The organism is Leptospira bandrabouensis (assembly GCF_004770905.1).
GTDB lineage: Bacteria > Spirochaetota > Leptospiria > Leptospirales > Leptospiraceae > Leptospira_A > Leptospira_A bandrabouensis.
The window spans coordinates 945,577-957,337 of record NZ_RQHT01000014.1; the positions used below are offsets into that span (position 1 = coordinate 945,577).

Here is an 11,761-nt window from a genome sequence, read left to right on the forward strand (position 1 = left end):
AGGGCTTTTTCCTGACGGGCGCAAAAAAAGAATCCGATGGCAATCAGGCAAATGAAAATCCTTCGCATACTTTATGAATATTATAAAGAATCAGCTATGGAATAGCTAATCTGTGCGGATTGGCCTTTGCTAGGAAGGGCATAAAAGAGAATATAAACGCCAGATGGGTTGTTAGGAGCAGTAATGGAAATCGTTCCAGTTCCATCTAGTTTGTAAGCATCAGGAAAAGCAGCATTGTCATCGACAAGAGTTCCTGCACTATAAGTGATTCCCGTTTTGATAACTTTTGTAGAATCGAGGGGGCAAGATCCCGAACCATACACAATTACTTCGGATTTTCCAGTTAAAGTAAATTTTACAACACCGGTACCAGCATATTTTAATACGGCAGTTGGGTGGCCTACAACAGGAACACTACTAGTTTTAGTAATGGTTCCAGAACCAAGTCCAGAAGTTGTGGTCCAAGTATTGAGAGTTTTACCGTTTGCTGCAATGGAACAGTCCCCAGCCATATTGAATAGAGAGCCAATTGTCACTAAAGTAAGAAGGTCTTTGTCGTTATTTTCTTTTTTTTCACACTGAAGAGAAAGTCCGGCGATCAAACTCAAAAGGATTAATAATTTTGTCTTATTTTGAAGGGATTTCATAGAACCTCGGTCATTTTTATCCAGGCTTAAAGACTGGTAATGAGAATCAAATTCATTTTATTAAATGGCTGAATTTTTTAAATTCACTGGCAGAACTAGGACAGATCTGGTTTGCATCGGGAAAAATTGGGATATCTTCGCATCTTTCTTTTCTAATTTATCTCTCGATTCCTTACAAACGTAAGATTCAAAAAATCAATTGTAAGGAAAAGTATTTTTCGTCTACTATGCCAAGGTCATGTCTCTCAAACAAATCACCATATACATAGAAGAGTTTGATCATGATTTTTATAACCGTATACTTCGCGACATAACGAATATAGAATCTTGTAATGTTCATAGTTTTCATTCCATCTTGGACATCAAACCTGGGTCCATCAAGGAATCGGCTGTCTTTCTATTTTGGAATGATCCTAAAGTTTTAGAGAAACAAAAGTTTATCTTTGAAGAGTTTCCTGAATCACCTTACATATTACTTTCGATTGAACCTTTAACTCCAAACGAGTTGGCAAGAGCGGCCCATCCTACCTTTTTGCACCTAGCAGAAAAAACCTATTCTCTTGGAATTCTAGATTTAGTACTAAATTTTTCTGAACGATTGATTGAAGATATGAATCGATCGATCGCTTATGATAAAATCAGAGAAAAGGTAATCGTCCTTCAAAATGTTTTCGAAGAATCCTTGGATGTCCTCATGCAGATTGATCCAAATACCAAACAGATCATCAATGCGAATAAACAAGCAGTGGTTGTTTTGGAATATCCGTTAGAGGAAATTGTTGGTAAAGAATTTTCATTTTTTATGCCACCTGTGGAAGTCGATGAAGATGAAGAATTCCAAGGCAATCTTATTGAAAGCACAGCTTTGCGAACTAAATCCGGACATTTGATTCCTACGGAATCCTCTTTTCGATTGTTTCCAGTAAATGGAAAAATGGCAATTTGGGCAACCTTTCGCGACATTACAGAAAGGAAACGATCGCAAGAACAGGTAAAAAATCAAAAAGCATTTTATGAGTTTATCTTAGATAACCTAGACTCAGATATCGCAGTGTTAAATTCGAATTTTCAATACGAATATACAAACCCAGTCTTTTTGTCGAATAAAGAGATTCGAAAATGGTTATATAAAAAAACCGATTTAGAGTTGGCTGAAAAATTGGATCTTCCTTCCGATTTTCATGAAAAACGCAAAAAATACTTAGAGATTGCAGCCAAGGAAAATCAAATCGTAGAATTTGAAGAACTCATCCAAGACAGTAACGATAAAGTAACTTATTTATTAAGAAAGTACATTCCTATTGATGATACAGAAACCGATCAGAAAAGGTTCATTAGTTTCGGTGTAGACATTACGGAAAGAAAACTATCTGAAGAAAGAATTACTTACTTAGCTTATTATGATGCACTTACTGGTCTTTCGAATCGAACCTTGTTTATTGATCATGCAAATCAGGCATTAAAGAATCACAAATCAACGGAAACCTTACTTGCATTTTACTTCTTTGATATTGATAACTTTAAATTTATCAATGATAGTTTGGGTCATACCAAAGGAGATATCCTTTTGCAAATGGTTGGGGCAAGACTCAAACGTGTGATGACGGAAGTGGATACTGTCGCACGATTTGGTGGTGATGAGTTTGCTATTTTAAAAGTGGATGTAGCAAACAAAAGTGCAGCCGCAGAGTTTGCACAAAAAATTCTCGATATCCTGAGCCAACCGTTTCATATCATGGGTCGTGATTTATTTACAACAATCAGTATGGGAATTGCTCTTTCTCCTAACGATGGAGTTTCTTCCTCTGAACTTTTAAAAAATGCTGATATGGCCATGTACAAGGCAAAAGAACTAGGTAGAAATAATTATAAATTTTATACCAACGAACTGATCCTTCGTTCTGAAAAAAGATTATACATTGAAAATTCTCTTCGGAAAGCCATTCAAAATGAAGAGTTATTATTATTTTTCCAACCAAAAATTTCAACTCTCACAAATCATGTCTGTGGTGCTGAGGCACTCATTCGTTGGAAACATCCTGAAAGGGGATGGGTTCCTCCTATTGAATTTATCCCAGTTGCAGAAGACTCAGGAATCATCGAAAGAATTGGTGATTGGGTTTTAGAAGAGGCTTGCCGACTCAAAAAAGAATGGAAGGAACTAAATCTTCACACTTTTCCTGTAAGTATAAATGTGAGTGGCAAGCAACTAGCTCGTGCTAACTGGTCACACCGTGTACAATCTACCATTCTCCAATACAATATTGATCCTGTAGAAATTGAACTGGAATTAACTGAAAGTTCCATTATGGAAAATCCAGAAAAGAGTATAGAGGCATTCGAATATTTATCTGGGCTTGGAATCAAAGTATCCATCGATGATTTTGGAACTGGATATAGTTCCTTAAGTTATCTTAAAAAAATCAATGCAGATGTTCTCAAAATTGATAGATCCTTTGTGGTTGATTTGGAATTGAACGAAGATGATCGCGCCATTTGTAAGGCCATTATCAATATGGCACATTCCTTAGGTATGGAAGTAATAGCGGAAGGAGTGGAAAATTCGGCGCAAAGAGATTTACTTCACGATTTAGGCTGCCACATGATCCAAGGATACCTTTATAGCAAACCACTACCTGCTGATGAATTTGTTGCTTTTGTTAGAAATTTTAACGAATCTACTAAAACAAAATAGCCGAATTTAATAATGATGATACGGTTTTTGTCTTTATTGATTCTTATTTTATCTTTTGTACGTGCTGTTCCTGCCGAGTCCCGTGAGGTCAAAAAAAAACCTTCCCCTAAGGTTTCTTCTTCCAACTACTTCGTGAAAAAAGAGGAAAAAAATTTTTCATTACTCATGGAAGCAAGACGATTCGGAAGAGGCGAAGTCATTTTCCTTCGATTAACTCCCAAAGATAAAAAGTGGATCAATGAGTCTTATAAAGTAAGTTGGCTTGGAAAAGATGTAATCCTAACAAAATGGGAAAAGAGTATGGTTGCTTTTTTACCTATCTCTCCCGATACTCCGGCGGGTGCTATGACTCTTGAGATTGTGTCTAAAATCTTTTTTGTCAAACGGGGGCAAAAACAATACCAAATCATTTTAGAACCAACAAAATTCCAAGTAATCAAGAAAAACCAACAGATCAAGGTAGATGATAAATTCGTAACCAAAGAACTACCCAAAGAAACATTGGATTTTATTCAAGAATGTAAAACTGCAAAAGAAGCCGCTTTTTCCAAACAAAGCCGTTTACAATTTACAGGTAATTTCAAAAATCCTTTGGATAAAATTTTTATTACCAGTAAATTCTATGTTAGGCGAGACTATAATAACAAACAAGGTCGGCCACATGGTGGTGTGGACTTTCGAGGAAAAACAGGAACCTCAGTTTACGCGATTCAAGATGGTGTAGTAGTTCTTGCTCGCAAAGCTTACTATGAAGGGAATTTTACGATCATTGATCATGGTAATAAGATATTTTCATTTTATATGCACCAAGATCAAATCAAAGTTAAAGTCGGTGATATTGTTAAACAAGGTCAAGAAATTGGAACCGTTGGTACAACTGGAATGTCAACAGGTCCTCACCTTCATTTAGGAGCTAAGGTCAATGATACTTTAGTAGATCCGCTTTCTTTAATTGCTCTGCAATCGATTTCCGAATCGAATTGAGGATAAAAATTCACGAATACCTTGTTCGTGGATTTCACCTTTTTCCAAATTTTCTGTTATATGTAAAAGAAGTTTATCGTGATTTGGCGTATCAACAAGGATAAATCCTGTTTTCGCATAACGGGGACGTAGTAGGTCATAAAAAGTCCAAAACTTAGAAGTGAGAATAAAAGGTTCCAATTCTTTTTGTTGGATTTCTTGGATATCCTCAATATCACCTTTGCTTACCTGAATTTTTAAAAATTCCGAAAATTCTGCCACTGCTTGGTTTTCTTGGAAACCAAGGTAATCAGGAAAATAGAAGATCCTAACAAATGGATAACGTTCGGCATCGTGATCACTGAAGGCAAGTAGACCCGCAATTTGCCCTGCTCCCGTTTTATTTTCCATAGTTAAGTTTTCAGGTTTGAAAAAATAAAATCCTTCGGGAAGGGTAAATCCAAACTGCAATTCTTCATTCCAATATTGGTTGTTGTTTGTAACAGCCCAATCATTTAGATCTTTTTCTTCAATTTGGTATTTGTTTTTAAAAAGGAGATAAGCTGATAAAACTTCTGCACCTTGTAATGCTTTAAAGGCAATCAGTGCGTTACTTGCGATGAGACAGGCTGCCAAAAGAAGGCGCGCATATTCGGCAAGGTGTAAAACTCGAATGAGAAAAGCAATGGCCACCAGTATAAACAAAAATACAGTTCCGGCCTCAAAAACCAAAACTTCAGCAAGCCAAAGTGCAAAGATAAAAAGGATTACAACACCTAGTTCAATGAATGGATGGAAGGTTTCTGTCCAATACAGTTGGATAATATACAAACTAACATAAGTAAGGAACAATCCAACTACTAGAGAAACAATGCAGAGGGCAAAAATATAATGCCAAGGTAAGTGGGATTCGTGGTAAATAAAAAAAGGAATGGCAATGATGGAGTAGAGTATAAGTAAATTTCTTGTGGTTTTTGGAGCCAAGAATTTGGCAAAGAAACCACTTGCATGATTTTTGATTTTAGTTAGTATTTGCAACATGTCGGCGATTACAGACTTCTTTCAAAAAATCCAAAACCAAATTATAGAAATCCAAACTACCATCAACCAGATCAAAACTAGTTGGGAGAATTTTCAAAAGTTTTGGGATTTATTTTTTACTTTAGTCCCTTGGGAAGTTCTCCTTTTACTTATCTTTTCTGTCATCCTCCTTTCCATTTTCAATTCAGTTTCTCCCAAAACTCCCAAGGCAAACCTTACTGTTTCAGTTTTGTTACTTTCTGCACTTTGGATCTATTTTTGGGGATTGTTTTCCCAAGAAATTTCTTATGGAAAGGTAATCTTTGCTTCCCTCTACATTCTTTTTCCCCTACATGCCATTGGCCTCGGGCAATGGGTTTATGGATGGGGAAAACAAATCTATTGGAAAAAAAGAAGAATTGCGCCCGTATTGTGGGATTCTGCCCTGCACCAACTTTCTTTGGACTACCACCAATTGGTAGGCAAAGCCCATTTGTATCATGACAAAATCCAAGAGAATCGTGGCAGTTTGTTAGAAGAATTGGACCGATTGGACCAGTCCATAAAAGGAATCAGATCTTTGCTTTTGCAAGAGAAACCAATACCAAACAAAAATTCAGAAGAAAGCTAAGGTTTTCTCAGTTATCAATAGGGCGAACATCATATTGACTAAATTGGTAGATACATGCGAACTAGTGTGTACCGGTGAATCCTAAAGTTAAAAGAAATAGAAAAAATAAAAAACTTAGGTTTGTTCCGTTAATTACCAACGATAAAATCGTAATGAGATAGAAGGAAAAATTCTTTTTCCTTCTGAAAGTAAGAGTCAATAAAGTCCAACCCAATCTGAAAAGAGAAAGTAATGCTAAAAAAACAATTTCGTACAAGAGAGAAAGATTTACTTTTTTAGTGAAATAAAAAGCCAAACTCACTAAGCAAAGTAGAGAGAGTAATAAATCAAGAAATAGGGCTTTCATATTTAGTTTACAAATCTCTCAAGAGTTAGCTGATACATTTTGATCCGACATGACCAAAGGTAAAAAACCTTACCTACCTATCACTTTCGGAAAAAATCCCAATGCACTTTGCACATCATTATCATGCGCAGGAATGATTTGCAGAGTTGGATTGTTTTGGATTAGATCGTGGACTCTTGCGATCTCTTCGCCAAGACTTTCTGTATCAAAATCCACAATCCATCTAGCCCCTCTTGGTTTGTGTTTTTTTTCTAAAAAGCCTTCCCGTCGCCAAACTATATCTCCGGTAAGAAAGAAAACCTCTCCATTGTCGGTATGTAAGAATAAACCTACAGACCCTTCGCTATGTCCTTTCATTGGAACAAAAACAACCGTTCCATCCCCATACAAATCCAAACTCTTCGCATAAGATGCATAAGGTGTATTGGAAAACTTTAAGTGACTCCAATGGACGGAATCTCCATCAAATTGAGAAGGAATGTAACCTAATTCAATTTTAGGATCATTTAGTTCCTCAGGTAAACTGTGGATTTTTGCCCAAGGAAAATCTTTTAAACCACTTGCATGGTCCCAATGAAGATGAGAAAAATATACATCCTGAATCGACTTGGGAGTGATTCCATTGGATTCCAATTGTTCGTAGGCAGTTTGGAAAGGTTTGTAATCCATTAAAAGTTTTAAATACAAAGGAAAAATTTGAAACTGTTCTTTGACTTTGCTCCCGAGTCCTGTATCAAATAAAAAATTCCCCTTAGGATGTTGGATATAAAAGGCGGAATGTGCCACTGTCACTGTTTTGAAGACAGACCCACCTTCTTTAACAAAACCTTCCAAGGTTTTTGCTTCTCCTGTTTTTAAAATCGAAAAAACCAAATTTGATTTTCCCTGCGGTTTAGGGATGGAAGAAGAATTTGTTTTCTTGTCCGCGATGTAGGTAGGAATCTTTTCTTTGGGATAACCAAGGAAGTATAGAAAAAAAATAATTACAGATGTTAGGCTAATGATTAAAAGAATTTTTGATTTGGATGGGAGTTTCATTTTTAAAATTTCCTATATAAATTTAGTTTTGTTTGAAAAGTAATTCTGCAGTTTTTGCAGCCACACGCAGCGGTTCCGGTGATTTTTGTAGTTTTGCCAGTAACAAAGCACCTTCCCATAAAGAGAGTAGGGAAAGTGAAAGATTTTTTGCGTTACGTGCTGTGTATCCCTTTCCTACGAGGTAGGTTTCAAAAGTTTTTAACCAAATGGAATATACTTCTTTGCATGTATCTGAAACTGCAGGAACTGAGCCTGAAGTTTCCATTGCTGTTGTGGCTATGGGGCATCCTTTTTTATAATCACTGGAAATAATTCGTTCTTCCAAAACATGGAACACCTGTTTGATGGCCTGAGTTGGAGATTCCGCTTCTGCGAGTACCGATTGGAAAAATAAATTCAATTGGTTTCCAGAATGGAGGAGAGCAAGGTTTGTGAGTTCGTCTTTTCCGCCAGGAAAGTGAAAATAGAGAGAACCTTTGGGTGTCCCGGTTTCCTTTCCAAGTTCAATAATACCTGTGGCTTCATACCCGGATTCCTCCAAAAGACCAGCCATAACCTCGATCATTTTCTGTTTGGTTTCGATTCCTTTTTTTCCCACAAAGCCAGTCTATTGCAAGATAATAGACCGGTCAACATAAAAAATAGGGGTTCCTTTTCCCCTTCCAAATGTGGAAGATCCAAATCAGGATTTTGATGTTATGGGAAAGAGCAGGCAAGGAAAAGATAATGACCTGTTTGCCAAACGCAGTTTTTCCTTTTCGATTTCTCTCATTTCCCTCTAGAATAAATCTCATTGTTTTTTTCAGAGTCCGCCGATAAACTAAGTAGTACGGATTTCGGGACGAAGTATGATCAATAAGAAGCCATCGCTTACAGGAAGACAAAAGGCCGCCATCTTTTTGGTTGCGGTTGGAAACGAAGTGGCCTCCGAAATCTTCAAACACCTCCGGGAAGACGAGATCGAACAAATCACGTTTGAAATTGCTCGTTTAGATAAAATCACTCCAGAAGACAAAGAAAAGGTGCTCGTTGAGTTCAATGAACTCATGATGGCCCAAGAGTTTATCACCAATGGTGGTATCGACTTTGCCCGTGGATTACTCGAAAAAGCTCTCGGAAATCAGAAAGCCATCGATATCATCAACCGGCTTACTTCGTCTTTACAAGTAAGGCCCTTTGACTTTATCCGAAGGACTGACCCGGCCCACCTCCTTAACTTTATCCAGGGGGAACACCCTCAGACCATCGCACTCATTCTTTCCTATTTGGATCCGCAAAAAGCATCCAATATCTTATCGAACTTACCACACCAAATCCAAGCGGAAGTGGCCAAACGGATTGCAACGATGGACCGGGTATCACCGGACGTACTCCGTGAGGTAGAACGGGTGTTAGAGCGTAAACTCTCTACTCTTGCATCTGAGGATTATACCTCGGCAGGGGGTATTGACTCTGTAGTGGAAATTCTAAACCTTGTAGACCGGGGAACAGAAAAAACCATCATCGAGGCCTTGGAAGAGGAAGATCCGGAACTTGCAGAAGAGATCAAAAAACGGATGTTCGTATTCGAAGATATCGTTTTACTCGACGACCGTGCGATCCAAAAGGTAATGCGTGAAGTAGATAACACGGATTTGGCGAAAGCACTTAAGTCTGTGGACTCGGAAGTACAAGATAAAATCTTTAAAAACATGTCCAAACGTGCTGCCAACTTACTCAGGGAAGATATGGATTTTATGGGTCCTGTTCGATTGAAAGACGTGGAAGACGCTCAGCAAAAAATTGTAAACATCATCCGTAAACTGGAAGAAGCGGGCGAGATCGTTGTGGCTCGTGCGGGAGAAGACGAACTTGTGGTATAACACCCACAAGTTATTTTCTACTTTTTCTTAATCGAAATTTAAAACTAATTTTAATTATCTTTATTTCGTTTACTGAATTTTCCCCATTTTGGTGGAAATTCAATCAGGGCATCTTTCGGAGAAATTTCCCCACGTTCTAATTTTTGGTTTAGTGTGATGAGTTTATGTAAGTTTCCCATCGAAAAAGAAAATTCTGTAATATCAAAATCATCCAATCTTACTTTTGCATTACTGCAAAATAGTTTTAATTCGGAAAGTATCAAAGTGACTCTGGCGTTGGCATATCGCGCTACGATCTCTTCAAATTCTTCCTCATTAAAAAATTCTTTTTCTAAGTCGTAATCGAATTCTTGTCGGATGAGATCAATGAGTGACAATCCGAGTTCTTTGGAGACTAAAACCACATAATCAAACTTGGAGCGGATCCAATCTTCGGATTCCAGAAGTTCTACGGCAGACCTTGGAATGTTCAGTTTTTCGGATAATTCGATTCTAGTAAGTTTTCGTCGTTCTCGGTAGTTTCTAAAGTGATTTACTTTTTCCATGTTTTAAAAAAAATTCAAAATTTCCGTTATTAACGGTCTGAAATGGCCTAAAAAACGTTTTGAACGTTCTGAAGGATTAAGATTCGCATGGATAGGTTTGACTTGCAGAGGGAAAGAACCGTTAGGCTCAAATTACGCTAAATTTCCTTTCTGGAGTCCACCACCGGGCTTAGCCTAGGTGGTGTGCTCGTTTTTTCCAGCCTTTTCTTATTTCCCCGTTTGATTTCTTTATTTTTCCGTGTTTTGCGATGAGTCAGTTCTTACGGCACACTGGAATTTCCCTGATTTCCATTGAGTGGGCCCGTTTTCTTTTTGGAAATAGTCTTAAAAATTTCTTTCTAATCACAATGAATGTCTACTATGGAATCCGTTAGAAAGGAAACCATTGATGAAGAAAACCCTAACATTTAGAATTAGTTTATTCTTAATTTGTTTTACGCTTTATTTTACCAACTGTGCTACAGTAGAACCACCCAACCGTTTGCGTAAAGTGATCGATTTACAAGGTCATCGTGGGGCAAGAGGACTAAAACCAGAAAATACTTGGCCTGCCTTTGAAGAAGCGATCAAATATAAAATGGTTACATTGGAACTAGATACGGTTCTTACTAAAGACAAACGAGTGGTCATCCACCATGATTCGGATACCAATCCTGTGATCTGTCAAAACGCAGATGGTACTGAGATTAAAAAAACTTCACTTTATGAACTTACGTTAGCCGAACTGCAATCTTATGATTGTGGATCCAAAAAAAATCCTAACTTTCCAAAACAAACTCCTGTTCCTGGTACCAAACTTCTTTCCTTAGAAGAGTTTTTTGAAAAGGTAATACAAGCGGAAAAAAAATCAAAAGAAGTTTATGAGTTCAATATTGAAACAAAATTTCCGGATGACGGTTCTGCACCCGATAGTTTAGTGAAAGAACATACTGAAAAACTAATTCAAATCATTGAAAAGTATAATGTCGTAGAAAGGACAACCATTCAATCATTTGATCTTCGGACTTTGGCTGTTTCCAAGGTTAAAAATCCAAAAATTAAAACCAGTGCTTTGTTTGTTCCCACTTACTTCCAAGGTTTTTTGATGACGATTGGTTTTGGAAATGGATATCGAGAAAACATTTTGTCAGCCGCAAAAGAAAAACAAGCTGATATCATTTCTCCATACTTTCTATATGTTACACACAAATTTGTGAAAGAGTCGCATAACAAATCCATGTTGGTGATTCCTTGGACTGTCAATACAGAAAAAGAAATGAGGAGACTTGTTTCTTGTGGTGTGGATGGAATTATTTCGGATTATCCAGATTTATTGGACTCGGTAGTTCGTCAAAAACCTTAGATTCCCCAAACCACCGTACAAAGGGATGAATAAAGAGAGAGGTAATTCGTTGCCTCTTTTTCGATTCGGTAAATATCCACAATTCCTGCTGCGTTGGCAGCTTCGCCAATGCTCGCATTACCAGTTGTAAAAAAGAAACCGTATCGTTTGACACAAGCTTTCCCTTTTTTTAACGGAAGTTTTGGTAGGTTACGTTCTGAAAGTCCTAAAGAATAAGAGGCATACAAAATACCTGTAGGACCAAGACCCTGTGGTTGTCCTAAATTAACACATTGAGTGAGTAAGAAAGCGAAAATAAGAGAAACCAAAACCACAAATGATTTCGAAATGAATCGAGAGTCTTTTTTCATTCGTTTCCTGAGATCTCGACACAAAGGTTCGCATACATTCCCAAAATGGAAAAGGTGGTCCAATTAGTTTCTGTGACAGTTTGGATTTTGGATCTTGATTTCAAAAATTCTAAGGAAGCATCGCCAAAAGAAAATAGCCCTAGTACAGAGTGTATGCAAGATGTGGCCCTTCTTTTGGAAGATTCCCCTGTTCCAAAAATTCCAATTTTTGTTTTGGTATAAATATACCCTTTTGGTCCAAAACCTGGGGAGGCACAATTTCCAAAATTCAAAATAGAAATCAAAAGAAGTAGTATGTGTGAAATCAAAAACCGATTCAAAA

12 protein-coding genes are annotated in these 11,761 nt (G+C 37.3%); 5 read left to right on the forward strand and 7 right to left on the reverse strand.

The features are described from left to right. Positions 1–80 precede the first annotated feature (80 nt). On the reverse strand, positions 81–647 hold the full coding sequence (locus EHR07_RS11685; RefSeq protein ID WP_135745231.1) for a hypothetical protein: 567 nt from the start codon (positions 645–647) through the stop codon (positions 81–83). A gap of 238 nt (positions 648–885) precedes the next feature. Between EHR07_RS11685 and EHR07_RS11690 the strand changes: the two genes are divergently transcribed. Beyond that, positions 886–3,342: a sensor domain-containing protein gene (locus EHR07_RS11690; RefSeq protein ID WP_135745232.1), complete on the forward strand. Its 2,457-nt coding sequence runs from the start codon at positions 886–888 to the stop codon at positions 3,340–3,342. A gap of 12 nt (positions 3,343–3,354) precedes the next feature. After that, on the forward strand, positions 3,355–4,326 hold the full coding sequence (locus EHR07_RS11695) for a M23 family metallopeptidase (protein ID WP_135745233.1): 972 nt from the start codon (positions 3,355–3,357) through the stop codon (positions 4,324–4,326). Here EHR07_RS11695 and EHR07_RS11700 read toward each other — a convergent pair. Continuing rightward, a complete protein-coding gene (locus EHR07_RS11700) occupies positions 4,291–5,346 on the reverse strand; it encodes a hypothetical protein (protein WP_135745234.1) in 1,056 nt (351 codons plus the stop codon). The genes EHR07_RS11695 and EHR07_RS11700 overlap by 36 nt on opposite strands. On the opposite strand from EHR07_RS11700, the gene EHR07_RS11705 reads away from it, so the two are divergent. After that, positions 5,345–5,956 carry a hypothetical protein gene (locus EHR07_RS11705; RefSeq protein WP_135745235.1) on the forward strand — a complete coding sequence of 204 codons (612 nt, stop codon included), beginning with the start codon at positions 5,345–5,347 and terminating at the stop codon, positions 5,954–5,956. The two genes, EHR07_RS11700 and EHR07_RS11705, sit on opposite strands and share 2 nt — an antisense overlap. Before the next feature lie 415 nt (positions 5,957–6,371). Here the strand turns inward: EHR07_RS11705 and EHR07_RS11715 are convergent, their stop codons facing one another. Both EHR07_RS11715 and EHR07_RS11720 read right to left on the reverse strand, forming a co-directional pair. Beyond that, entirely contained in the window at positions 6,372–7,340 is a 969-nt protein-coding gene (locus tag EHR07_RS11715; RefSeq protein ID WP_135745237.1) for an MBL fold metallo-hydrolase, read from the reverse strand. A gap of 22 nt (positions 7,341–7,362) precedes the next feature. Then, positions 7,363–7,938: a TetR/AcrR family transcriptional regulator gene (locus EHR07_RS11720; protein WP_135745238.1), complete on the reverse strand. Its 576-nt coding sequence runs from the start codon at positions 7,936–7,938 to the stop codon at positions 7,363–7,365. Positions 7,939–8,188: 250 nt separating this feature from the next. Here EHR07_RS11720 and fliG point away from each other — a divergent pair, with 250 nt between their 5' ends. Continuing rightward, positions 8,189–9,202: a flagellar motor switch protein FliG gene (fliG, locus tag EHR07_RS11725; RefSeq protein ID WP_004785217.1), complete on the forward strand. Its 1,014-nt coding sequence runs from the start codon at positions 8,189–8,191 to the stop codon at positions 9,200–9,202. A 50-nt stretch (positions 9,203–9,252) separates the two neighbouring features. Here fliG and EHR07_RS11730 read toward each other — a convergent pair whose 3' ends face one another. Further along, positions 9,253–9,747 carry a helix-turn-helix domain-containing protein gene (locus tag EHR07_RS11730; RefSeq protein WP_135745239.1) on the reverse strand — a complete coding sequence of 165 codons (495 nt, stop codon included), beginning with the start codon at positions 9,745–9,747 and terminating at the stop codon, positions 9,253–9,255. Positions 9,748–10,135: 388 nt separating this feature from the next. Here EHR07_RS11730 and EHR07_RS11735 point away from each other — a divergent pair, with 388 nt between their 5' ends. Next, on the forward strand, positions 10,136–11,089 hold the full coding sequence (locus tag EHR07_RS11735; protein ID WP_135745240.1) for a glycerophosphodiester phosphodiesterase: 954 nt from the start codon (positions 10,136–10,138) through the stop codon (positions 11,087–11,089). On the opposite strand, the gene EHR07_RS11740 is transcribed toward EHR07_RS11735, so the two are convergent. Continuing rightward, on the reverse strand, positions 11,086–11,439 hold the full coding sequence (locus EHR07_RS11740; protein WP_135745241.1) for a TRL domain-containing protein: 354 nt from the start codon (positions 11,437–11,439) through the stop codon (positions 11,086–11,088). The two genes, EHR07_RS11735 and EHR07_RS11740, sit on opposite strands and share 4 nt — an antisense overlap. Further along, positions 11,436–11,759: a TRL-like family protein gene (locus EHR07_RS11745; RefSeq protein WP_135745242.1), complete on the reverse strand. Its 324-nt coding sequence runs from the start codon at positions 11,757–11,759 to the stop codon at positions 11,436–11,438. The genes EHR07_RS11740 and EHR07_RS11745 overlap by 4 nt, the downstream gene beginning before the upstream one ends. Positions 11,760–11,761: the final 2 nt, after the last annotated feature.